General features: G+C 37.1%; 24 protein-coding genes. 5 read left to right on the top strand and 19 right to left on the bottom strand.

What is annotated here, in order from left to right; all coding sequences use genetic code 11:
- The first annotated feature begins 101 nt into the window (after positions 1-101).
- On the top strand, positions 102-914 hold the full coding sequence (gene kdsA, locus ON09_RS08795) for a 3-deoxy-8-phosphooctulonate synthase (protein WP_010600694.1): 813 nt from the start codon (positions 102-104) through the stop codon (positions 912-914).
- 1 nt (position 915) lies between these two features.
- Positions 916-1,632: a YqjF family protein gene (locus tag ON09_RS08790; protein ID WP_010600693.1), complete on the top strand. Its 717-nt coding sequence runs from the start codon at positions 916-918 to the stop codon at positions 1,630-1,632.
- 236 nt (positions 1,633-1,868) lie between these two features.
- On the opposite strand, the gene ON09_RS08785 is transcribed toward ON09_RS08790, so the two are convergent.
- A complete protein-coding gene (locus ON09_RS08785; RefSeq protein WP_010600692.1) occupies positions 1,869-3,755 on the bottom strand; it encodes an OmpA family protein in 1,887 nt (628 codons plus the stop codon).
- Positions 3,756-3,793: 38 nt separating this feature from the next.
- On the bottom strand, positions 3,794-4,417 hold the full coding sequence (locus tag ON09_RS08780; RefSeq protein WP_010600691.1) for a 7-carboxy-7-deazaguanine synthase QueE: 624 nt from the start codon (positions 4,415-4,417) through the stop codon (positions 3,794-3,796).
- Between the two features lie 106 nt (positions 4,418-4,523).
- Here ON09_RS08780 and ON09_RS08775 point away from each other — a divergent pair, with 106 nt between their 5' ends.
- Complete coding sequence (locus ON09_RS08775; RefSeq protein WP_010600690.1) at positions 4,524-4,859, top strand: Rieske (2Fe-2S) protein; 336 nt, start codon at positions 4,524-4,526, stop codon at positions 4,857-4,859.
- A gap of 127 nt (positions 4,860-4,986) precedes the next feature.
- Here the strand turns inward: ON09_RS08775 and ON09_RS08770 are convergent, their stop codons facing one another.
- The 4 genes from ON09_RS08770 to ON09_RS08755 all read right to left on the bottom strand — a co-directional run bounded on the left by ON09_RS08770 (position 4,987) and on the right by ON09_RS08755 (position 10,334).
- Positions 4,987-5,907, bottom strand: coding sequence for a bifunctional 5,10-methylenetetrahydrofolate dehydrogenase/5,10-methenyltetrahydrofolate cyclohydrolase (locus tag ON09_RS08770; RefSeq protein WP_010600689.1), 921 nt, complete (start codon positions 5,905-5,907; stop codon positions 4,987-4,989).
- Between the two features lie 81 nt (positions 5,908-5,988).
- Positions 5,989-7,776 (bottom strand): translation elongation factor 4, encoded by a 1,788-nt coding sequence (gene lepA / locus ON09_RS08765; RefSeq protein WP_010600688.1) that lies wholly within the window; start codon positions 7,774-7,776, stop codon positions 5,989-5,991.
- A gap of 420 nt (positions 7,777-8,196) precedes the next feature.
- Positions 8,197-9,621: an MATE family efflux transporter gene (locus ON09_RS08760; RefSeq protein WP_010600687.1), complete on the bottom strand. Its 1,425-nt coding sequence runs from the start codon at positions 9,619-9,621 to the stop codon at positions 8,197-8,199.
- A 293-nt stretch (positions 9,622-9,914) separates the two neighbouring features.
- Positions 9,915-10,334 (bottom strand): acyl-CoA thioesterase, encoded by a 420-nt coding sequence (locus tag ON09_RS08755; protein ID WP_029204224.1) that lies wholly within the window; start codon positions 10,332-10,334, stop codon positions 9,915-9,917.
- A gap of 393 nt (positions 10,335-10,727) precedes the next feature.
- Between ON09_RS08755 and rpsO the strand changes: the two genes are divergently transcribed.
- Positions 10,728-11,012, top strand: a complete 285-nt coding sequence (rpsO, locus tag ON09_RS08750; protein WP_010600685.1) for a 30S ribosomal protein S15 — start codon at positions 10,728-10,730, stop codon at positions 11,010-11,012.
- A gap of 177 nt (positions 11,013-11,189) precedes the next feature.
- Positions 11,190-13,325 carry a polyribonucleotide nucleotidyltransferase gene (gene pnp / locus ON09_RS08745; protein ID WP_010600684.1) on the top strand — a complete coding sequence of 712 codons (2,136 nt, stop codon included), beginning with the start codon at positions 11,190-11,192 and terminating at the stop codon, positions 13,323-13,325.
- 141 nt (positions 13,326-13,466) lie between these two features.
- On the opposite strand, the gene ON09_RS25955 is transcribed toward pnp, so the two are convergent.
- The 13 genes from ON09_RS25955 to ON09_RS08685 all read right to left on the bottom strand — a co-directional run bounded on the left by ON09_RS25955 (position 13,467) and on the right by ON09_RS08685 (position 22,677).
- Positions 13,467-13,667, bottom strand: coding sequence for a LytR/AlgR family response regulator transcription factor (locus ON09_RS25955; RefSeq protein ID WP_010600683.1), 201 nt, complete (start codon positions 13,665-13,667; stop codon positions 13,467-13,469).
- Positions 13,657-14,190, bottom strand: a complete 534-nt coding sequence (locus ON09_RS08740; RefSeq protein ID WP_010600682.1) for a LytR/AlgR family response regulator transcription factor — start codon at positions 14,188-14,190, stop codon at positions 13,657-13,659. Before ON09_RS08740 ends, ON09_RS25955 begins: the two co-directional genes overlap by 11 nt.
- A 141-nt stretch (positions 14,191-14,331) precedes the next feature.
- A complete protein-coding gene (locus ON09_RS08735) occupies positions 14,332-14,994 on the bottom strand; it encodes a hypothetical protein (RefSeq protein ID WP_010600681.1) in 663 nt (220 codons plus the stop codon).
- Between the two features lie 8 nt (positions 14,995-15,002).
- On the bottom strand, positions 15,003-15,461 hold the full coding sequence (locus ON09_RS08730; RefSeq protein WP_010600680.1) for a hypothetical protein: 459 nt from the start codon (positions 15,459-15,461) through the stop codon (positions 15,003-15,005).
- Between the two features lie 60 nt (positions 15,462-15,521).
- Positions 15,522-16,574 (bottom strand): cellulase family glycosylhydrolase, encoded by a 1,053-nt coding sequence (locus ON09_RS08725; protein ID WP_010600679.1) that lies wholly within the window; start codon positions 16,572-16,574, stop codon positions 15,522-15,524.
- 465 nt (positions 16,575-17,039) lie between these two features.
- Positions 17,040-17,609, bottom strand: a complete 570-nt coding sequence (locus ON09_RS08720; protein WP_029204223.1) for a hypothetical protein — start codon at positions 17,607-17,609, stop codon at positions 17,040-17,042.
- 11 nt (positions 17,610-17,620) lie between these two features.
- Positions 17,621-18,298 (bottom strand): hypothetical protein, encoded by a 678-nt coding sequence (locus ON09_RS08715; RefSeq protein WP_010600677.1) that lies wholly within the window; start codon positions 18,296-18,298, stop codon positions 17,621-17,623.
- Between the two features lie 53 nt (positions 18,299-18,351).
- Entirely contained in the window at positions 18,352-19,092 is a 741-nt protein-coding gene (locus ON09_RS08710; protein WP_157258889.1) for a hypothetical protein, read from the bottom strand.
- 76 nt (positions 19,093-19,168) lie between these two features.
- On the bottom strand, positions 19,169-19,843 hold the full coding sequence (locus ON09_RS08705) for a hypothetical protein (RefSeq protein WP_010600675.1): 675 nt from the start codon (positions 19,841-19,843) through the stop codon (positions 19,169-19,171).
- 39 nt (positions 19,844-19,882) lie between these two features.
- A complete protein-coding gene (locus tag ON09_RS08700) occupies positions 19,883-20,629 on the bottom strand; it encodes a hypothetical protein (RefSeq protein ID WP_010600674.1) in 747 nt (248 codons plus the stop codon).
- Between the two features lie 140 nt (positions 20,630-20,769).
- A complete protein-coding gene (locus ON09_RS08695; protein WP_010600673.1) occupies positions 20,770-21,456 on the bottom strand; it encodes a hypothetical protein in 687 nt (228 codons plus the stop codon).
- A 52-nt stretch (positions 21,457-21,508) separates the two neighbouring features.
- Entirely contained in the window at positions 21,509-22,165 is a 657-nt protein-coding gene (locus tag ON09_RS08690; RefSeq protein ID WP_010600672.1) for a hypothetical protein, read from the bottom strand.
- Between the two features lie 26 nt (positions 22,166-22,191).
- Complete coding sequence (locus ON09_RS08685) at positions 22,192-22,677, bottom strand: hypothetical protein (RefSeq protein ID WP_157258888.1); 486 nt, start codon at positions 22,675-22,677, stop codon at positions 22,192-22,194.
- Between the last annotated feature and the right edge of the window lie 521 nt (positions 22,678-23,198).

The raw sequence follows: 23,198 nt of genomic DNA, 5'->3' as shown, positions 1-23,198 counted from the left end.
ATGATGGTAGATGTAAAATGGATGATGTTGTTCATTCGCGTTTGCCATCCACCATTTTCCATCATAGATTATCCATCTTCCATTTTACATAACCCATTTACATGCTTAACTATTTAAACAATATAAAAAATACCGAATCAGGAAATTTCTTTCTAATGGCTGGTCCGTGTGCAATTGAAGGCGAAGATATCGCCATTCGTATTGCAGAAAAAATTATCACGATTACAGATAAGCTACAAATTCCATATATTTTTAAGGGTTCTTACCGCAAAGCGAATAGAAGTAAAGGTAGTTCTTTCACCGGAATAGGCGATGAAAAAGCTTTACGTATTTTAGAGCGTGTTGGGCGAGAATTTGGCGTACCAACCGTAACAGATATACATGAAAGTGGCGAAGCTGCAATGGCTGCTGCTTACGTAGACGTATTGCAAATTCCTGCTTTTCTTTGTCGCCAGACAGATTTATTAATTGCCGCTGCAGAAACTGGCAAAGTCGTTAATGTAAAAAAAGGACAGTTTTTATCTGCAGGTTCGATGAAATTTGCTGTAGAGAAGATTAAAGAAGCTGGAAATGAAAAAGTGATTTTAACAGATAGGGGAAATACTTTTGGTTATCAGGATTTGATTGTCGATTATCGTGGTTTACCTGAAATGCAGAGTTTTGGCGTTCCAGTTGTGATGGATTGCACACATTCTTTGCAGCAACCTAATCAAAGTAGTGGTGTAACTGGTGGAAAACCGGAATTGATTTCGACCATCGCAAAAGCTGCAATCGCAGTTGGCGCCGATGGATTATTCATTGAAACACATCCCGACCCGGCAAATGCAAAATCTGACGGTGCAAACATGTTGCATTTAGATTTATTAGAAGAAACCTTAACAAGACTAATCCGCATTAGGCAAGCAATTTTATAACTTGAAAAATTCAAAAGTATTCCTCACTGCCGAATGGCGAAAACTGGCTTTAGCCCAATATGCGGTTGATAAGGAAATACTTTTGAAATATCTACCGCCTCATACTGAGTTGGACGATTGGCAAGGGAAATATTATGTGAGCCTGGTAGGCTTTATGTTCGTTGATGTAAAATTGAGAGGTTTTAATATTCCTTTTCATACCAATTTTGAAGAAGTAAATCTTAGGTTCTACGTAAAGTATAAAGATGGAAAGGAATGGAAACGGGGCGTTGTTTTCGTAAAAGAAATAGTGCCGTTGCCAGCAATAACTTTTGTAGCCAATACCATTTACAAAGAAAACTACCAAACGTTACCAATGAAACACGTTTGGATAGAACAGGAGCATCAACTGGAAGTAGATTATCTGTGGAAGAACAAAACCTGGAATAAGTTTTCAGTAACGGCTTCAGCAAAAGCTGAAGAAATCGCGGTGGGTAGCGAAGAGGAATTTATTACCGAACATTATTGGGGTTACACTAAAATTGGTCCTAATAAGACTTCAGAATACGGTGTAGAACATCCGCGTTGGGAGGCTTATCCGATTAAAGATTATAAAATAGAAGTCGATTTTGGCGTAAATTACGGCAGTGATTTTGCATTCTTAAACAACGCGAAGCCAGATTCAGTAATGCTTGCCGAAGGTTCTGAAATAAGAGTTTTAAAAGGGAAGAAGTTTTAAGGATTACTCCACAATTAAATTTAGGAGATGTTTTAAATCGGTCTTCATTGCGAGACACGAAACAATCCTCCTCAATTAAATCGATAAATTGCTTCAACCAATAAAAAATTGGTTTCAACCCTGGTAAGGACACGTCGATTGCCGTTTTCTAAAAATCATCAGATTTCTTATTAATTTAGTTTCCATCGCTCAGAGATTCATCATCGCGTTTAGAATAAAAATTTTGTTAACGGTATTTAAATTTTAGTAATCACAAACGAAGTTCTTCGGTTATTTTTTCTGCCTATCTCCGTTTTATTATCTGCGATGGGTTTGTTTGCTCCAAAGCCCTTAAAGGTTAATCTTTTTGTATCGATGCTATTCTGCAATAAATATTCGTACACCGCATTTGCCCTGTTTAGAGATAATTTTTCGTTTAATTTGTCATCGCCGACATTATCGGTATGACCTTGAATTTCAATATTGACACTTTCATTTTGATTTAAGAAATCGATTAGTAGTTTCAATTCTCTTATTGATGCGGGTAACAGGTTATATTTATTTGTATCGAAGAAAATATTTCTCAGTGTTACATTTCCACCTTGTTTAATTTTTTCGATGTATACTTCTATTTGATAAGGCTTATTAATATCTCCAGCTTTTAATTCAAAGTTCTCCGAATAAAATAAGTATCCCTCTGCACTAACATTAAAAAGGTAATCGCTTCCAATTGGCATTACTGCCAGAAATTGTCCTGTTTCCGGGTCTGTATAATCATCAAAAACAGTCTTATTTGATTTTAAATCAATGACCTGGACATTACTTTCGATCGTCTTTTTGGTGTCCTTATCTCTGACAATTCCTTTTACGTAGGATACTTTTAAAGGCTTAGCATTATCAGGAATTCCAAAACTGTAAATGTCTTGACCGCCGAATCCATCCTTGAGATTGGATGAAAACATGCCAGAATTCCCATCTGCGCTAACAATTAAGCCGCTTTCATCTTCAAAAGAATTGATTGGAAAACCGAGATTTATGGGTTTTTTAAATTTGCCATTTTCATCCAATCGGCTATAATAAATATCTTTATTTCCAAATCCAGGCCATCCATCTGATGAGAAATACAGTGTTTTTCCATCGGCATGAAGAAATGGTGTGTTTTCATCGAATGGTGTATTCACATCAGGACCAAGATTTATAGCTGGTCCCCACTTTGCATCATCGGTAATGGTACTTTTCCAAATATCATAACCACCAGAACCGCCCGGACGATTGCTGATAAAATATAAGGTTCTTCCGTCTGGACTTATGGCGGGCTGTGATTCCCAATATTCCGAATTAACTGGCTTGCCTACATTATAAGGCTCGCCCCAATCTTTTCCTTCGCGATGTGAGACGTAAATATCGCATCTTCCTAATCCATCCGGGCGGTTACAACCAGTAAAAAATAAATATTTTCCATCGGGAGAAATCGTCTGTGCACCCTCGTTATATCTGGTTGTATTGATATTGGCTGATAATGGTGTAGCCAAAGCCCACGCATTATTTTTAAATTGTGAGGTCCAAAAATCTTCGTTTCCATTTACCTGACGTGTAAAAATCATGGTTTCACCATCGGCGGTTAATGCTGGGAAATATTCGGGATCAGCTGTATTTACCCCATCTCCAAGATTCACCGGACTATATTTTACGGGTTTCGCAATTCCTATCTTCGCAAAATCGCAATCAAGCAAATATTTTTTTGCTTTCCTTGCTCTTTCTGACGAAGCATCTATCGCCAAAAAATCGTTAAAAAGCTGTTTAGCTTTATCATAACCTTGCGTAGCAAACTCCACTTCTGCTAAACCAAACGTTACTTCCGGAGATACATTTTTATTAATCAAAAGTGCTTTCTGATAAGCAGATTTAGAATCAATGTACTTTTTCTGAATTTTATACACTCCTGCCAAAAGGATATATGCATTCTGAAATAAGGGATCTACCTCCACAGCGGTTTTTAGCGCTTGTTCAGCCGAACTGTAATCTTGTTTTTCAATATAAGGCCCGGCTTTTTCGAAAGATGCCTGCGCTTTCCTATTCGACGAACTTTGTGCAAAGCAGAAAGTAATGGATATGCTTAGGGATAAAAGAAACCAGTATTTCATTAAATTAACATTTGGTTACCAAAGCTAATGTAAACTATTTAAGGAATATTTAAAAATTTGTGCGTTTGTAAAGAAATTTCCCATTTTGGGTTGGCCATAACGTAGTCAATAATCATTGGTGTAATTTCCTTTGATTTTGACCACTCTGGTTGAAGATATAACTTACAGGTTGGAGAAACCATAGCTGCATATTCTTCTGCCCATTTAAAATCACTTTTGTTGAAAACAATCACTTTAAGTTCATGTGCAAAAGGCGTAATGTCTGGACGGGGCGCCTTGAATTTCTTAGGCGATAAACAAATCCAATCCCAGTTTCCGGAAAGTGGATAGGCCCCAGAGGTTTCTATAAAAGTTAAAATGCCTTTCTCTTTCAGTTTGTTAGTCAAATAATCCAGATTGTAAATTAAAGGTTCACCACCCGTAATTACAACAGCTTTACCAGGAAATTGATTAGCATTTTCTACTATCACATCTGCCGGGGTTAATGGATGCATTTCTGCGTCCCAGCTTTCTTTAACATCGCACCAATGGCAACCTACATCGCAGCCGCCTAAGCGAATAAAATAAGCCGCTTTGCCCGTATTAAATCCCTCGCCCTGTATTGTGTAGAACTCTTCCATTAAAGGAAGTAATGTGCCGTCTTCTGGTATATCTTGTTTCATTTTTGAGGATGCAAATATCCTAAAAAAATATGGTGTAAAAGTTCTGCTTGTAAAAATTAATGCAAAGATGAAATAACACTGATATTTAAATAGTTATTTTAGCTACATGAAGTGGTTTAAAGCGTTAAATAAAGTTCAAATTCCTACAGTTGGCGATAGTAAAACCATCGAACTTGGTGGCAAACAACTTTGTATAATCAATAATGACGATGAAATTATAGCCACTCAATCCTTTTGTCCTCATGCGGGTGGACATTTTTCTGGCGGTTGGTGCAAAAACGGACATTTAATCTGCCCAATTCATCGCTATGCGTACGATTTAAAAACCGGAAGAGGAGCAGAGGGGCAAGGCGATTACATTAATATTTACGCCACAGAACTACGAGAAGACGGATTGTACATTGGTTTTGAAGAGAGCTGGTGGAGTAAGCTTTGGGGTTGATGGAAAAAACAAGGAGTGAAGACGAGGGTTTAGTTTTCACAAAAAAAAAGCAACTCAAATATTTGAATTGCTTTAAAACATGTTGGAAGATAGCTCTTGCTTTAGTTTTGAGCTTTTATCTTTCAGCTTAATTATAAATTTCCTTCCTCGCAGATGCTAAAGTGTTTTTTAATAAACCTACTATAGTCATTAACCCAACACCACCTGGAACAGGTGTAATGTATGATGAAATAGGAGCAACGTTTTCGAAATCTACATCTCCATAAAGTTTAAAGCCAGATTTAGTTTCAGTAGATGTTTCGCGGTTAATACCCACATCAATAATAATTGCACCGTGTTTAACCATATCGGCAGTAATAAAATTTTTCTTGCCGATCGCTGCAATGATAATATCTGCCTGTAAAACCTGTTCTTTTAAATCTTTTGTACGTGAATGGGTAAGCGTAACCGTACAGTTTCCTGGGTTTGCATTACGAGCCATCAGGATACTCATCGGACTACCAACAATATTACTTCTGCCCACTACAACGCAGTGCTTTCCAGTAGTATCGATGTCGTATTCTTGTAACATCAACAAAATACCGTAAGGTGTTGCAGGGATGAAGCAAGGCAAATTACGCATCATTCTACCAAGGTTTACCGGATGAAAACCATCAACATCTTTGCGATAATCTATAGTTTCGGTAACTTTTTCAGGGTCGATATGTTTTGGTAAAGGTAACTGAACAATTAATCCATCAACATCAGCATCTTGGTTAATTTCTTCAATTTTTGCCAATAGCTCAGCTTCGGTAACCGAGTTGTCATATCTATGAAGCGAAGATTTAAAACCTACCTTTTCACAGTTTTTCATCTTACTGGCAACATAAGTTTCGCTACCACCATCATTACCCACTAATATGGCTACTAAGTGCGGTTTACGACCGCTTTTGCTCAAAAATTCTGCAGCTTCTTCTGCAATCTGAACTTTAACTTTTTCTGATACGTATTTACCGTCTAATAATACCCCTAAATCCCCTAAAGGGGACTTTGAATTTCCATCGCTCATATAACTTACTCTACTATAATTATATAATTTAAGATTTAGTTTGATAACTCGCTAGTATTTCCCCTTTAGGGGGCTAGGGGGTTAATCTAATTTCAAAACAGCCATAAATGCCGTTTGTGGAATCTCTACGTTTCCAACCTGGCGCATACGTTTTTTACCTTTTTTCTGTTTCTCTAATAACTTACGTTTACGAGAAATATCACCACCATAACATTTGGCCGTTACATCTTTACGCAAAGCACTCAGCGTTTCGCGGGCAATAACTTTAGCACCAATAGAAGCCTGAATTTTGATTTCAAATTGCTGACGAGGAATCAATTCTTTCAGTTTTTCGCAAATTTTCTTTCCAAAATCGTAAGCATTGCTTCTGTGAATCAACGATGATAATGCATCAACTGGTTCATCATTAATCAACATATCTAAACGAACTAAATCCGATTTTCGATATCCAACCTGATGGTAATCAAAAGAAGCATAACCTTTCGAAATTGTTTTTAGTTTATCATAAAAATCAAATACAATTTCGCCCATTGGCATCTCAAAAACCAGCTCAACTCTGTCAGATGTTAAATATGATTGATTTACAATCGTTCCTCTTTTCTGAATACAAAGTGACATTACAGGCCCAACAAAATCGGCTTTGGTGATAATATTAGCTTTAATGTATGGTTCTTCAACCGAATCTAATTTACTTGGGTCAGGTAAATCTGATGGATTATTTACAAAAATTTCATCGTCTTTGGTGGTATGCGCAATATATGATACGTTGGGAACGGTTGTGATAACCGTCATGTCGAATTCACGCTCCAAACGTTCCTGAATAATCTCCATGTGCAGCATTCCTAAGAATCCGCAACGGAAACCAAAGCCTAAAGCGGCAGAACTTTCAGGTTCGAAAACAATAGATGCATCATTCAATTGCAGTTTGTGCATGGCTTCGCGAAGCTCTTCAAACTCATCCGTATCTACGGGATAAATACCAGCAAAAACCATCGGCTTTACTTCTTCGAATCCCTGAATCGCATCTAATGATGGTCTCGCAGTAGTCGTAATCGTATCACCAACTTTTACCTCTCTGGCTTCTTTAATCCCAGAAATAATGTAACCTACATCCCCGGTTTTAACCACATTACGTGGTGCCATATCCAGTTTCAAAATACCCACTTCATCAGCTAAGTATTCTTTACCAGTATTAATAAATTTTACTTTATCACCTTTCTTAATTTCTCCGTTTACAACTTTATAATAGGCAATAATCCCTCTAAAAGAGTTAAAAACTGAGTCGAAAATTAGTGCTTGTAATGGGGCTTCTGGGTCGCCAACCGGTGCAGGAACGCGGTCTACAATTGCCTGAATGATATCAGGAATTCCCATTCCGGTTTTTCCCGATGCCGGAATAATATCCTCACGTTTACAGCCAATTAAATCAATAATCTGGTCTTTTACTTCCTCAGGCATCGCCCCAGGTAAATCCATTTTATTTAAAATTGGGATAATTTCAAGGTCGTGCTCTAACGCTAAATATAAGTTCGAAATCGTTTGTGCTTGAATCCCTTGCGACGCATCAACAATAAGCAAAGCACCTTCGCAAGCCGCGATAGAACGCGAAACTTCGTAAGAAAAATCTACGTGTCCCGGTGTGTCAATTAAGTTAAAATTATACTCAATATCTCCAACTTTGTAGTTCATTTGTATGGCATGACTTTTAATCGTGATGCCTCTCTCACGCTCCAAATCCATGTTATCGAGCAATTGCGCCTGCGCCTCACGCTGCGAAATTGTCGCTGTATATTCTAATAACCTATCGGCCAAAGTACTCTTACCATGGTCGATATGTGCAATAATGCAAAAATTACGTATATGCTTCATCTTTGCGCAAAGATATAGTTTTTAATGGAAAATTTAACGTGTAAAAGATGGGTGGATTTTTAAATATATGAAAAGCAAAAGCAGTAGTTTTTCGGTTGCAGCAGTCCTGCTTTTCGTTGCAATCTTTTTGTCATTGTGTTGTGCTCAAATTCCCGTCATTGCGAAGAGGTACGACGCGGCAATCTAATACTATCAATGAGCAAAAAGTATTTCCACTGCAATCAGGTTTACTTAACGAGAAACAGAAGTTCTTCTGAATGTTATCTTTCTGATCACACAAATTATTTTTGCCACGGAAACGCAGAAATCACAGAAAGTTTAATTCATGTACCATTCCAACACATCTGTGTTTATCCTATTTATCTGTTGCTATTTTTTAGAAAAAAAATAATTCCGTGTTTCCGTGGCAGCTGAAAAAAACTAAACCATCGTTCTCTTCCACTTACCTTTTTTAAATAGGATAAATGCCGCAACAGCAATACCAGCTTCGGCGGTTGGTATAGCGATAAAAACACCAGTCGGGCCCATTTCTAAATATTTCGCCAGGAAGTAGGCTAGGGGAATCTGGAATAACCAAAAAGCAAAAATATTGATTTTGGTCGGTGTCCAAGTATCTCCAGCGCCGTTAAAGGCACTGCTAAAAACCATGGCCGCTCCATAAATTACGAAGCCAATACTAAGAATCTTCAAAGCACGACTTGCAATCTCAATCACTTTTACATCTGATGTGAAGAAAGAGGCAAACAAATGACCGCAGGTTAAGAATACTACGCTTACTGCAGCCATGAAAATGATGATATACTTCAAAGTCTGGAAAACCGATTTTTCGGCTCTGTCGATGTGACCGGCTCCTAAATTTTGACCAACTAAGGTTGCTGCCGCGTTGCTCAAACCCCAGGCAGGCAACATAAAAAACATCATTAAACGTAATGCCGTCTGGTAACCTGCCGAGCCCTCATCACCGCCAGTAGTGGCTACTAGTTCTGCCAAAAAGACCCAACTGCAACTGGCAATCACGAATTGAAAAATTGCTGGTGCAGCAATTTTTACGATGGCTTTAATTTGTTCGAAATTAGGGATGAAATGGCTAATTCGAATTTTTAAAGCATTTTTACCGTTGAATAAATTATAAATTTGGTAGGTCACGCCCAAACCACGACCAATAGTTGTTGCAATAGCAGCGCCTGTTAAACCAAAAGCAGGGATTGGCCCGAAACCGTTGATGAAAATAGGGCAGAGGATGATATTTGCAATATTGGCGATCCATAAACTTCTCATTGCGATTGCAGCATTACCAGCTCCCCTAAAAATTCCGTTAATTAAAAATAACAGCACAATAATGATACTTCCACCCATCATAATTCGAACAAAAGTGGTACCGTGGTTGGCCGTTTCAGTTGAAGCACCCATTAACAAAAGAATATCCCTGGCATAAATTAAACCTGCGATACTAATTAATATGTTCACCGCAACAGCTATCACAATGGTTTGCATTCCGGCTTTTGATGCTGCCTCCGGATTTTTTTCGCCAATTCTTCTGGCAACAACTGCTGTTGCGGCCATACTTAAACCAATGGCTAACGAGTAAATTATAGTCAAAACCGATTCTGTTAAACCTACGGTTTGTATCGCATGGCTGCTATTTTCCAGGTGACCGACGAAATATAAATCTACTAATGCGAAAACCGACTCCATTGCCATTTCCAACATCATTGGGATGGCTAATAAAATAATTGCTCGCTTAATGCTGATGGAAGTTAAATCAACTTCGTGGCCTTTCAATGATTGTACGAGTAATTCAAAAAAAGAAGATAGTTTGCCCTGTGTCTTTACTGACTGTGACATATATTATAAAGTAAAATGTGATGAATAAACCATAAGATACGCAGCTAAGTCGCACATATCTAAACTGAAATGGAGGGAATCCTCGGTTGCTTAAAACCTCAAACGGATTGCAGATACTATCATGGTTCTGTTCTTTTTGATAGCGTAAAGATAAATAATTTTTTTAATTGTCAAGTTTTGATGACTGATATCTAATGTGTTGATTAATTTATTTGTCAACAAAAAACAGAAATAGCGCAACTAAATCTTTTCAGAGATTTCTTGGCTTCGTTCGAAATGAAGATTTGCCAATATTAAATACTATAGGCCTCAATCATCTCTTCGGTAACTTTTGTTCCACGTCCGGAATTCAAATCAATTAATACATAATCAAAAATACCATCAGAAGCTACTTTGCCGGTTTTTTTATTGATGATTTCGAACTGAACTGAACAACCCCTATCATGCATGGTTAAAATACCCGTTCTGATCAACATTAAATCGTTCATTAAAAGCGGGCGTTTAAAATTGATATCTACACGACTAACTACCCAGCCCAAACCTTGTTTGGTAAAGTGCTCCCAGGGCATCCCGTAGAACTTTTCCATTTGCTCGTAGCGGGCGGCAAGTACATAATCCAGGTATTTGCTGTTATGTACATGGTTAAACATGTCTATATCATCCGGACGTACACGTAATTCACTTTCGAAAATGCTGAATTGATTCTTTTCCAAGGGTAAAAGGTTTTGTGCAAAAGTAGGGTTTTTGTTTTGTTTGGACGATTGCAAGGAAAAACTAAGTTACTCCTTCTGCCTTATTTTCCTTAAACCCGACTTAGCGGAAATACTTTTAAAATTGCAGCAACCTTGAATATGCTGTCATTCTGAGGCACGAAGAATCTGCAAACGATGAAACAGATTCTTCGTGCCTCAGAATGACAGAAGTTTTTAAAAGATTGCAGCGAGGGCGGGGCAGGTGCAACCGATGTAAAGCGGAACTTTGTTTTCCAAATAATCAGGCTATTAGCTTAAACATTCTATCTGTAAATTACACTTGCTAATAATCAAAAATAGCTTTATCTTTGCGGCACAATTAATTAATTTTTATCGCTTTAATATTATTCAAGAATGTATTTAAGTTCAGAAAAGAAAGCCGAAATCTTTAAACAACACGGCGAAGTAGAAACCAACACTGGTTCTGCAGAAGGTCAGGTAGCGTTATTTACATACCGTATTGCGCACTTAACAGAACACTTAAAGAAAAATCGTAAAGATTTCTCTACTCAGTTGTCACTTCAAAAATTAGTAGGTAAACGCCGCGGTATTTTGGCTTACCTATACAAAAAAGATATTGAGCGCTACCGTGCTATCATCAAAGCTTTAGAGCTTCGTGATATCATTAAACAAAAATAAGCGAATTTTATCAGCGAAAGCCATTCTTTAGGGGATGGCTTTTTACATTTCCTGTTAAATATTTTAACGGGATTTGTTATAGATAGGCTTTTTAAATCTTATCTTCGTTTGCAAAAACAAAAACATATATAAACAACGGTGTGTAGAAAGAGGAAAACACACCATAATTCTATTTAAATGAATGTAATAAAAAAATCGTTCGATTTGGGCGATGGCAGAATTGTTGAAATTGAAACTGGTAAACTGGCAAAACAAGCTGATGGTTCGGTTGTAGTAAAAATGGGCGATACGATGTTGTTAGCAACAGTTGTATCTACTGTTGGTGCTAAACCAGGAACTGACTTTTTACCATTATCTGTTGATTATCAAGAAAAATATGCGGCTACTGGTCGTATTCCAGGTGGATTTTTACGTCGTGAGGCAAGATTATCTGACTACGAGGTTTTAATTTCTCGTTTGGTTGATAGAGCTTTACGCCCAATGTTCCCGTCTGATTATCACTCAGATACTCAGGTAATGATTTCATTAATTTCTGCTGATAAAAATATAATGCCTGATTGTTTGGCAGGTTTAGCAGCATCAGCTGCATTATCAGTTTCTGATATTCCTTTCAACGGTCCGATTTCTGAAGTTCGTGTTGCAAAAATTGATGGTAAATTGGTAATCAATCCATTGGCTAGCGATTTGGAGCGTGCAACTTTAGAATTTATGGTTGCTGGTTCTGCTAACGATATCGGTATGGTTGAGGGTGAGTGCGATGAGATTCAGGAAGATGAAATGGTTGAAGCTTTAAAATTTGCACACGATGCAATTAAAGTTCAATGTGCGGTTCAGGTTGAGTTAACTGAGGCAGTTGGTAAAACTGTAAAACGCGAATATAGCCATGAAGACCACGATGCTGATTTAAAAGCTAAGGTTTATGCCGATACTTACGATAAAGTTTACGCTGTTGCGAAATCTGGTTCTAACAAAGATGAACGTAAAGTTGGTTTCACTAACATTATCAATGAGTTTTTCGAGGCAATGCCAGAAGATACTGCGGATTTAACTAAGGCAATGGCCAAGCATTATTACCATGATGTTCAGTACGATGCGATTAGAAATCTATTGTTAGATGAGGGTATTCGTTTAGATGGCCGTAAGACTACTGAAATTCGTCCGATTTGGAGCGAAGTTGGCTATTTACCTGCTGCTCACGGTTCGGCTGTTTTCACACGTGGCGAAACACAATCTTTAACATCAGTTACTTTAGGTAGTAAAGATGATGAGCAAATGATTGATGGTGCTTTCTTCAACGGTTACCAAAAATTCTTATTACACTATAATTTCCCTGGTTTCTCAACTGGTGAGGTTAGACCGAACAGAGGTGCTGGTCGTCGTGAAATTGGTCACGGTGCTTTAGCACAACGTTCATTGAAAAAAGTATTGCCACAAGGTGAGGCAAATCCTTACACCATTCGTGTAGTTTCTGATATTTTAGAATCCAACGGTTCATCATCAATGGCCACTGTTTGTGCCGGTACTTTAGCATTAATGGATGCTGGTATCAAAATTAAATCTCCGGTTTCGGGTATCGCAATGGGTTTAATTACTGATGAGAAAACTGGTAAATACGCAATTCTTTCCGATATTTTAGGAGATGAAGACCACTTGGGTGATATGGACTTCAAAGTAACTGGTACTGAACATGGTATTGTTGCTTGTCAAATGGACTTAAAAATCAATGGTTTATCTTACGAAGTATTAACTAAAGCTTTATTACAGGCTAAAGAGGGTCGTTTACACATCTTAAACGAGATGAAGAAAACAATTGCTCAGCCTAATGAAGACATGAAGCCACATGCTCCACGTATTGTTTCTATCACTATTGAGAAAGAATTTATTGGTGCAATTATCGGCCCTGGAGGTAAAATTATTCAGGAAATGCAACGCGAAACTGGCGCATCAATCTCTATCGAAGAAGTTGATGGTAAAGGAATCGTTGAAATCTTCGCTGATAATAAAGCAGCAATCGATGCAGCAGTTACCCGTATCCGTAATATCGTAGCTAAGCCAGAAATTGGTGAGGTTTACCAAGGTAAAGTAAAATCAATTATGCCATTCGGTGCATTTGTTGAGGTGATGCCAGGTAAAGATGGTTTACTACACATCTCTGAAATTTCATGGGAACGTTTAGAAACTATGGACGGTGTATTGAAAGAAGGTGATAAAATCGAGGTTAAATTATTAGATATTGATAAACAAGGTAAAATGAAACTTTCTCGCAAGGTTTTATTACCAAGACCTGAAAAACCAGCTGCGCCTAAAGCTTAATACGAGTAGTTTACTCACTAATTAAATAATTTAAAGCCCTTCCGGTAATACTGGAAGGGCTTTGTGTTATATTAGAAATAACATTGTACTAGGTAATTGCTTATGGTTGATGTTTCTAACCGTCGTTTAAGGTATTCAGCTTTAAAATAAACGTTGCAGCAGGAGGTCTTTTTTTTGGGGCGAAACTTCAATTTCTGAACCATCTGAAAGCTCTAAGGTTCCTCCGTCGCCTTTGCGATATTTCACTACGTAATCTAAATTGATAATTACAGACCTGTTAATACGCATAAAATGCTCGTCGTCTAATACGTTTTCGTAGTCTTTTAATGTTTTAGATACCACTTATTTTTTTTGCATCGATAAGTAAAAAGACGCTATAATTGCTCATGGCTTCCACTCTTAAAATATTTGATTTCTCTACAAGATAAACACCTTCTGCAGTTGGTAGTGCCAAACGGTTGCTCGATTTTTTTGTTGACTTTATTGTTTTATACATGAGCTTTTCCGCTACCCGTTTCCTTAACCTTGTAATGGCGGTTTGTAAATCTTCTTGGTCAACCGGTTTTAGCAGGTAATCTACTGCACTTATTCTTAAAGCATCGAGGGTATAGCTATCATATGCGGTAGTGAAGATCACTTCGAAATTAAAAGTGCCCAAGCGTTCTAAGAATTGAAAACCGTTCATTCCTGGCATTTCGACATCCAAAAATAAGACATCGATGTTGAGTCCTATAATAGCATCTAAGGCTTTTGCAGGTTCGTCAAAGATGCCTACAACTTGCAATTCATCTTCAAAAATATCAAGTTTATGAGCAAGCAACTTACTTCCTCTTATTTCATCATCTAAAATTGCTGCTTTTAACATCGTTTGAAGTATTTAAATGAATTTACGTTATTTTAATGATTTTTCTAGTCTTGAGATTGCCATGAATCAGCACTTCGAAATTTTACTACTGGAGTTGACTCAAACCACCAGGAAATTAATATAATAGAAATGAACCTAATCCTAATTCACCTGATCTAGAATTCCAAAGGTTGCACCTTCATTTTTGTTTCGGTAAATATTCATGACAACGAGCTGAGTTCCATATAAAACGAAAACTCGGTGTGATATCAATGACTTCATTCCGCCAGGTCCGCTCCATTTGTATCCAGCTAAATTTCCAACCAATGTATAGTCTTCGTATGGCGATCCCTTCTTGTTTTCGTCGGTTACACTAAACTTGCTCCCAATAAATTGATAACTTGTGCGAACGGCTACATTTGATTTTTCTTTATACAGGATGCCTGTGTATCTATTGCTTTTTAACCTATTGCCGAAAACTTTCTTTTCAAGCTTGGCAAAAGTTCGGTTATTTAGCGGAACGAGTGTAGCGCCATTGATCTTAAAATTATCTTCTCCGCCAACAAACTCAAATTTTAGGTTATCGTTAATAACAGTATATTTTCCCTCGTGCAGCTTACCATCTACCGTGAGGTATTGGAAAGTATTATTTTCTCCCATATTAAATATAAATGGCGTTTTAAAAGTAGCCGTTGCAGAATTGGCGTAGTAGCCTACCACACAATAATCTTTCAAGTCTATTTGACTGTTTGCCCTAAAATGAACGAGTAGCAATAGAAAAATTACCACAACTCGTTTCACGCATTTTGTTAAATTTTTCATCATGATATTTATTAATCAATTACAATGGGGTGGGTATTGTCATAAACCGATATAGTTGCTGTACGGCCTTCGACAATTGCTTTAATAGTAAAGGTTTCTTCCCAATTTCTATTGGTTAAGTCAATATCCTTCAATTCCCAATAGCCAATATTATTAGCAGTTAATGGATAGGTTCTATTTATCCTATTTATCGGGCCTTTACCCTTACTAATGGTTTCTTTTCGAGTATCAAATAGCTTTTCGTAATACGAGCTAGTTAGTTGTATTTTGAGTTTTGCATGAGGTTCCGCGTATCCGTAAATTGAATATCTGCCTCTAACTTTTTGTCCATTTTTTGGAAAATAGATTTGAAGTCGGGGTATACGGTTAGCTTGTTGTATTTGAGTTATTTCGGGCTTTACCTTAATTTTTTCTGGAGTAGTTTGTAATACGCCAAATAAAATATAACTGATGATTATTAAAGTTTTCATATGCTTATGCTGAAATGATTAGTAAACTAAATAGTAGTAGCTTTTTCATAGGTTGATGATTTATTTGCAAACACGTTTTGATGTATTTTTGATAGCATTCACATCATCTGTTGCTATTACTTTCCCGCCATTTGCTAGCCCGGTGTACAAGCCATCATTTGTCATACTCAGTTGATTGTTAGCGCCTGGATTGTTGTTGAAACCCCACCACCATGCGATGTAGCCAAATTCATTATCTTGGCAAAGTTTCATTAGCAATCTATAATTAATGTTGTAGGCAAGTCCGTTTTGAATGTCTGCCACGGCCAACTCACCAAATACGATAGGCAAACCAGTTTGTTTAAGCGCTACCAAATCAGCTGTAATTTTAGCATCAGAATAGTTGCCAAACGGCCCGTTGGTTGGCCAGTAAGCGTGTACGCTAAACATTAAATTATGTAAGGGGTCAGTATCCATTAAAGCCTTGCCCTGGTATAGAAAAAATACGTGATCTTTTCCCCAGTTTGGCGCATCTACCATTATTGGGCAAGTATAGCCAGCATCCCTCAAAGTTTTTATTGCTGTTAAATTAGCCTCTCGATAGGTTGCATCAGAAGCTGAACCATTATCTGGCTCGTTCGCAATATTTAAGATGATTGACTGCTGGTATTTTTGCAGCATGCTTTTTATGCCGGCGCTTATCCACCATTGAGCGGCTTGTTGCAGGTCTGCAGTTGCGTTTGCACTTCCGGTAAAATCATGCAGCTCTAAGATAGGGATCATTCCTTTGGCCAAACAACTGGTAATAATCGGTTCTATTTTAGCTGCCGTTAGGCCAGTTACCGCACCGCCGTTTGCCCAATCGGTATAGTTTCTTGTTAAAACAATGCGCACATTATTTGCACCAGTTTTTTCTATTTCTTCAAGCTCTTTTAAACCAAGATTTACCGCATAGATACTACCCATGTTTACGCCTCTAAGTACAATTTTGTTATCGCATTTATCGGCTAAATATTTTCCGTCTTTAATATGTAAACCTACTGCGGTATCTACATTTGGATTCTTATCTTTTTTGCAACTCATAAAAGCCAAAGAAGCAAATAGAAGTGTAAGTAAAAATTTAAAGTTTTTCATGATGTTAGTTTTGAATTAAAATGTTAACCAAAATAACAACTCTTTATGCTGCAATTTTTTGAGAATGAGTGAATGGGTAATTTTAATGAGTGAGCAAGGTTATAGATTAGGGAAGCGAGATTTTGCTTGCACCGTTTCTGTATTGAAGCGCAAAGGCGGTGTGAAAATTAATGTTGGTCCCGCTTTTTGCTACAATCTTTTTTTGCTTTTGTCATGCTGAGGCACGAAGCATCTGCTTATCTATCACAGATGCTTCGTGCCTCAGCATGACAGCTATTTGCGTCGCTGCGAAAAAAAGGATTTTCGCTGCAATCGGGGCTAGGATTTAAAGACGGTGCAAAGTTAGGCGCATAACTAGAAGGATGTACAAAAGAACCTCCGGCTCTGTATTATAAACCCGATTGAAAAGCGGGGCTGCAATAGCCAGGCACTGCTAACATTGTTTTTCAAATTCTGTTATAATTGCTACAAATTGCTTTTTAGTTTCCTTTTAATCTCCTTTGGCGGAATGGGTTGCGGATTGAGAATTACTTTGTCTTTAATAGGAACTACTTTGGGTCCTAATTTTTGATCGGGTATTTTGTGGACTTGTACGTAGTTGGGCTGTATATTTGCATACCACATCGCCGATTTTTGACCCGTATGTATTTGATAAATCGAAAGCATGTATGTGGTTCTGTTGTGGTCTACGCTAGTGTTTGGTATAGAATTAGGCGAAGGTTCAATGCTTAACCCCGTAATTTCCCAGGCGCCCGTTTTACTGTCGGGAACTACATGTTTCCTTACGGTATTAATTTGCTTACTATTAGACCCTTCCATATAATAGTTCATTTGCAAATCGGCGATGATAACTGAGGTTGGATACCATACGCTTTTGGGTATCTGTGCAAATGGAATACCCTTAACATTAAAGGGAAAATTAACTTTCATTGTGCTTGCGCTGAGGTAACCTACTACCTGCGGAGGTGTTAGGTTTTGTGCAAAGCCGATGTAGCTTAAACACATTAAAATGAGGTATAGAATGTATTTTTTCATGACTTTAAATATTAAACTAGTCCAAATTTGTAGAAGTTTGCGTCTTCACCTTTTATCAACAGAAACGGTCTCATTATACCTTTGTAATTTTCTTCAATGGTTAAGGCAAAATAAGCTTTACCATCAAGCATACCTTTCCAGGCTCCACGAGAAATTTTTGTATATGTACCTTTATTAGCAGAACTGTCCCATCGCCAATTATTGGTATTTTTAATAAAGGTTAAACCATAAGGTCCATTCATATTTTCGTAGGTGTAACCGTGAATGTCAAAATCACCTTTTATATCAGATAATTTAGAAATATAACTGCCATCTATACTCATAGTTATATCTGCTTTATTGGTAACACTTACACTCTTAAAGCTTAAATTTCCGTTTACATCTTTCGCAAAACTAAATTTGTAAGTTATGTTGCCGTCTCCAAGTTCATCAAAAGTGAAACTATCGTTTTTAATAATTACCGTTTGCGTTTTTTTAACATTTAAACCTTCTAGTGTGGCTATAATTTCATTACCATTCTGTGTAAAATAAAATACCCGTAAGTCTGTACCCGTTTGCTTTTTAAGTGTTACTGCTAGCTGGTAGGTAGATAATTCACTTGCTGCAATGGTAGAATTATCTTTGTCTTTTTTGCAACTCGTCATTATTACTAAAAATAATATGGGTAGCATTTTAAATATATTTTTCATGATTTTAGATTTTAAATGTGATTAGAACTAATGTTTCTGAAAAAGTAATGAGTTTAATTGCACTTGTACTCAAATGTTCCTTTAATGGTAGAGTTGGTAGTTTGGGCACCTCCTTTGTACTCTGCAACTTGTGTTGAGTTAAGGATCCTATCATGCTCATCAAATTCGTAATTAAACACCGCATCTATCTGGACATTGGTTACATTATCGGTCATCGAACTTCTAGTGATAAGATTTTTGCTAATGAAAGGTTGTCTATCAATTAAGTCCTGATGGTGATTTAGGGGGTAATCACTAAGATTTTTTGAAATATTGTAGCTATAAGTCATTCTCCCTAACTGTCTATTATTATTGTCAAGATCAATTAGCGTCAAACTAGTTAAGTTGCCATTGTTGATGCTCATTTTCCAGAGATTTTTTACCGTTTTAAACGGAACGCTTTCATTTTTCCTGAAAGTTTGGGTGGTTGCAGTAGCATCGTAACCGTTACTAGTTTTTATATGTTGGTAGTTAATCTTAGTAACCTCTCCCGAACTTTTATAAACAGCAATTAACTCTAAAATCTGTCCTTCTGGACCCAGTTTAAAAGTTTGGTCGTAATACCTATCGCTTGAATTTATGGTATTACCATTGTCTTGATAAGTAATAGTGTAAGTGTTAATGTCTGTTTTTAGTTCGCTTAACTTACTATCAGTGTTATAGGAAAGTTGATAGAATTGACCTTGAGAGTCTACATAACTCGTTGGTTTTTTGCAAACTTCTTTTTGTTTTGTATTGTCTTTTTTGCATGCCATAAAGCTCATAAGCAATAATAGCAGTGCTGTTATTTTTAAGTTTTTCATGATATAAATATTTGAAGCCTAAATCATTTTATTGTGATGTAAGCACGCCGTAATAATGGGTGTAATTTGGGGTGCCAGCACCATTAACTTGAGAGTAATAAAGTTTTCCGTCACCAATGGTCATGAGGTGTAAACGACCTTCGTTACCAGTTCTGGCAGTGGCTACGCCATTGTTTTGCAAAATATAATCTGCACCAGTGCCAGTTTGCCCGAAACCATCAATACTTACAGTAAATTTTTTATCGGTTGTGTATTTTATCAAGCACGATTTTCCGTTGGCCAGCCCGTTGGTAGCCACTGTGCCTTTAAATGTTTTACCCGCAAATGAATCGGCATCGGGTATTTTTTGTAAATGATAAGACCTGTAGCTTGCATTGCTACAGCTGGTGACTGCGTTGTTGGCTATGGTAAAAGTTAAATTGCCGATTTTTATTACGCCATCGGTGTAGGTGTAATTTGGGTTATCAGAATTGTAGCCCCCTTGCGAAGTGGAGTAGGTCTTAGCATTCGCAAAGAAACAGTACACATAACTGGTTGGTGATGAACCACCACCGATAGATGCTTCTTCTCCGGTAATATAATATTTTGTGGGATCAAAATTATCTTCAGGTTTCGGTTCCTTATCTTTTTTGCAAGAAGCAAATGCTGCTAAAACAGAAAGTACCATTAGCGTTTTTGCGAATATGGTTTTAAAATTTTTCATATTTTATGAGATTTAAGATTTAAAATTTGAGCGTTACCTTTACTGCAACCAGGCCACCATTTTGGTGTACATTTTATCGGTCCAATCGCCGCCACAATGGCTGTTGCAACTGTTGTCGGTTACACCTTCGCTTTTAGCTTTAATTGGGGAATTGGCTGGGATTTGATCGTAAAGTGCTTTGCCATTAAAGTTTCCTTCATTATTGCCACTGCAGTTAATGGCAAAAATTGGGATTTTGAAATTTTGTGCGTTCCAAGTTCCTGTTGCGCCACAAGCACCCAATAAACCTTTGGTGTAGCTTAGTGTAGGATTTAAAGAAATATCGGTAAATAGCATAAATGAAGTGTAAGAAAATCCAGCTACAACGGATTTGTTTTTATCGATGCCGTACTTGCCCGAAATACCTACAATCGCTTTATTAAAATCTTCGCCCATTAATTTGGCTCTGCTATTCCAATCGGCGCCAGCTGCTGGTTTTTGATATTTAACTATTGCTGCCGCATAACCATTGCTTGCTGCTTTTTCACATAATGCAGTTTCAGCTGCACCATCAATTGCACCTTCAGATGGATTATTCTCATCATTACCACTGCCTACAACTAGAGTACCCTTGAAATTGGTTGTGTTTATACCTGTGAATATTTTATAGGTAATGCCATTTACGGTTTCAGTAACTTGTTTAATATTTCCTTTAATTACCTCTTTTTCTTCATTTGGAGTTTTATCTTTTTTACAAGCGATAGCTGTAATGATGATACAAATTGGTATGATTAATAATTTTTTCATGGTTCTTAGTTTTATGTTATTTAGTTGATTTGCTTAATCAAACTTAACTAGCATCTACAAGGTATTTTTTAACGATGATTGAGTGCTCCTTTTTAACGAGCGAAGAATGCGATGAGATGAGTAAACAAGCACTTACTATTTTATGGAACTTTAGTAAATACACCGTAAGTAAAAATTTCCGAACCTGCACCAACCAGGTTTTTCTTATGGCAAGTTACTTCCAGCTTACCATCAATTAATACCAGATCGTACTCTGCATAATTATTTGCTGCAGCATCTGGTGTATTGCTTCTGGCTGCAATATTTGCAATGAGCGTGTACTTCCCAGAAAATGGATACGTCGTGCCGGTTTTTTCATCGTAACTATCCGGTCGAAAGGTAAACACCGCAAATGTTTTTGCTATGTTGGTCCAATTGCCTTGGTAATTATTCCCGTTTAACTGATTTTTAGTTGGCTTTTTTTGCAGACTATAACTGGTAAACGGATAGCGTTTCATTAGATCCTCATAAGCTATAATTGCATTATTTTCTACTGTGAAAACCATCATTCCATCAATTCTGATTTTGCCATCTTTGAAAGTAAAGGGTTTAGCGCTTTCTCTTAATAAAGAGGCTTTTCCGTATTCATCAAAATTAATGATGTAAGGGATTTGTACCGTTTGGCCGTTAGAGAGTTGCGCTGGCCTTCTGCCAATGATATAATAATCTGCTAGATCAATTTGCGCTTCGGCTTTTGCTTCTGTTTCAACACCATCTTTCTTACAGGAAGTAAACAGTGCGATACAAAATACCATTCCATATTTTAGGATGTTTTTTAAAGTTTTCATTAGTAAGTTTTTTTAAGGTTAGTTATGTAGAGTGTTCATCTAGGTAGAAATGCTAGTTTGCATTCCACAATATCCATAGCTTTTGCCTACTCGTGTAATCGGTAGATTTATAGCCATTAGTTGCTGTAATACCCGCAAAGCCTCCTACATGAAAAGTAACTTCAGGTTGGTAATTGGCATTATAAAATACGATCACTACGGGGCAGTCTTTACAATTCGGCAGTTTGGGGTTCAACTTATGCTCAAAACTATAAAGTATTTGATCACGCAGTTTTACCTGAACAATTTGTTTTACTCCCGCCTTGTTAAGCGAATCGCTCTTAGCAATTACTCGTGCAATGGGGGCAGGTAAATTTTCTCTTTTTGCGCCATATTTCACTCCCTGGGCTCCAGACTTTCCAAATTCTGCCAGCGTGTAGCCGTCTGCTACGAAAGCGCTCGGACCTCTGCTCGTCGTAAAATAGGCTACAGTATTGCCGTTTTCATCATAAAAGGTGGTCCCACGTTCGCAATGAATGCATTGCGATTTGCTTGTTATCGAAAACTCATAAACCTTTCGCCCACCACTTAGCATTAACATCCGTTCAAATTTTACGGTTGTTAAATCTGTTTTTCTATTGAGTTTTTGAATATGAGCAGGTAATTGTTGCGCTATTCCAGCCAAACACCATAGTGATAGTATTAGCGTTAAAGATATTGCCGTTTTCATCTGTTTATTATTTTATAATCTATCTACTAGTTTGATTTTTTAAGGCGTTTTTGAGAAACCATATATTCCGTGTTGCGACTTTGCAAAATTTCGTTACCCCATATTTGGTACACCGATGCAAAAATTCTTCTGCCAGTTGCCTTTGGGTCATAATGCACTTCTACTACACGACTTTGCCATACACCATTGGCATCTGCTTTAGCAGTAAACTCTTGCCTTTCGTGTAGTGGTGTGCTTACCCTTAAAACTGGCTTTCCATCGGTGCTTTTGGGCATAAGGTAAATTGGAGAAATTGTAACGTTAACTGTAGTATTTGGCTCTGCCTTGCCTACCAATACAAATGGACCACCTATTATAGAACCACCAGTAGGTGATGTAATTGATGGAGTTAATTTGCCATAAGCTGCAGATTTAGGTTTTTTGCCCAATTGAGCATGAGCACTTAAGCTGATTACAACTAATAAACAAACTGATGTTGTCTTTTTCCATAGGGTTACCATTTGCTTTTTCATGATAATATATTTTAAAGGTGAAATAGATCTTAATTTTGATTTCTTATCAAACCTATTAACCTCATTCATTAAATTTTTAGCTAATGATTGAATGTAGTGTTTCAATGAGTGAGGCGTGTGTTGGAATTAGGCTATTGATAAATTTGTTCTCCAAAATAAATTCCACTAAATTCATATATCACTTAAGTTAGATGGTTATAAAAACTTAGTGATTTAAAAAATCGAACGTTGCAGAATTGACTAAAGAAAACCAACGACTGATTATGGTAGAATTAGCTTAACAAAATGCGCTGTAACACTTGTTGAAATAGCAATTGATTTCTTTAGAACCTCTAAAGACATCATATTTTATCTCTCATTGAAAGGTGCTGAGAAGTTAATTTCTAGCGCTTATTTTGTTTCAATTATCCAATATTGCTGCATATTTTATGTAGAATGCTAATGTCCGGACGAATGGGTAGTTTTAATGAGTGAAAGCGTAATATGTATTTAGTTTAGCTTAGTAATACTTCGTTTGATTA

Source organism: Pedobacter agri PB92 (assembly GCF_000258495.1).
In the GTDB taxonomy this organism is placed as follows: Bacteria; Bacteroidota; Bacteroidia; order Sphingobacteriales; family Sphingobacteriaceae; genus Pedobacter; species Pedobacter agri.
The sequence above is the reverse complement of the archived record's forward strand: the minus strand, read 5'-3'. Positions and strand labels throughout refer to the sequence as shown.

Bases quoted from the DNA above. Each gene is read 5' to 3' on its own strand.
- kdsA (WP_010600694.1), top strand. From the start codon at position 102: ATGCTTAACTATTTAAACAATATAAAAAATACCGAATCAGGAAATTTC.
- ON09_RS08785 (WP_010600692.1), bottom strand. From the start codon at position 3,755: ATGAAATACTGGTTTCTTTTATCCCTAAGCATATCCATTACTTTCTGC.
- ON09_RS08780 (WP_010600691.1), bottom strand. From the start codon at position 4,417: ATGAAACAAGATATACCAGAAGACGGCACATTACTTCCTTTAATGGAA.
- ON09_RS08775 (WP_010600690.1), top strand. From the start codon at position 4,524: ATGAAGTGGTTTAAAGCGTTAAATAAAGTTCAAATTCCTACAGTTGGC.
- ON09_RS08770 (WP_010600689.1), bottom strand. From the start codon at position 5,907: ATGAGCGATGGAAATTCAAAGTCCCCTTTAGGGGATTTAGGGGTATTA.
- lepA (WP_010600688.1), bottom strand. From the start codon at position 7,776: ATGAAGCATATACGTAATTTTTGCATTATTGCACATATCGACCATGGT.
- ON09_RS08760 (WP_010600687.1), bottom strand. From the start codon at position 9,621: ATGTCACAGTCAGTAAAGACACAGGGCAAACTATCTTCTTTTTTTGAA.
- rpsO (WP_010600685.1), top strand. From the start codon at position 10,728: ATGTATTTAAGTTCAGAAAAGAAAGCCGAAATCTTTAAACAACACGGC.
- pnp (WP_010600684.1), top strand. From the start codon at position 11,190: ATGAATGTAATAAAAAAATCGTTCGATTTGGGCGATGGCAGAATTGTT.
- ON09_RS08740 (WP_010600682.1), bottom strand. From the start codon at position 14,190: ATGTTAAAAGCAGCAATTTTAGATGATGAAATAAGAGGAAGTAAGTTG.
- ON09_RS08735 (WP_010600681.1), bottom strand. From the start codon at position 14,994: ATGATGAAAAATTTAACAAAATGCGTGAAACGAGTTGTGGTAATTTTT.
- ON09_RS08730 (WP_010600680.1), bottom strand. From the start codon at position 15,461: ATGAAAACTTTAATAATCATCAGTTATATTTTATTTGGCGTATTACAA.
- ON09_RS08725 (WP_010600679.1), bottom strand. From the start codon at position 16,574: ATGAAAAACTTTAAATTTTTACTTACACTTCTATTTGCTTCTTTGGCT.
- ON09_RS08720 (WP_029204223.1), bottom strand. From the start codon at position 17,609: ATGAAAAAATACATTCTATACCTCATTTTAATGTGTTTAAGCTACATC.
- ON09_RS08715 (WP_010600677.1), bottom strand. From the start codon at position 18,298: ATGAAAAATATATTTAAAATGCTACCCATATTATTTTTAGTAATAATG.
- ON09_RS08710 (WP_157258889.1), bottom strand. From the start codon at position 19,092: ATGGCATGCAAAAAAGACAATACAAAACAAAAAGAAGTTTGCAAAAAA.
- ON09_RS08705 (WP_010600675.1), bottom strand. From the start codon at position 19,843: ATGAAAAATTTTAAAACCATATTCGCAAAAACGCTAATGGTACTTTCT.
- ON09_RS08700 (WP_010600674.1), bottom strand. From the start codon at position 20,629: ATGAAAAAATTATTAATCATACCAATTTGTATCATCATTACAGCTATC.
- ON09_RS08695 (WP_010600673.1), bottom strand. From the start codon at position 21,456: ATGAAAACTTTAAAAAACATCCTAAAATATGGAATGGTATTTTGTATC.
- ON09_RS08690 (WP_010600672.1), bottom strand. From the start codon at position 22,165: ATGAAAACGGCAATATCTTTAACGCTAATACTATCACTATGGTGTTTG.
- ON09_RS08685 (WP_157258888.1), bottom strand. From the start codon at position 22,677: ATGAAAAAGCAAATGGTAACCCTATGGAAAAAGACAACATCAGTTTGT.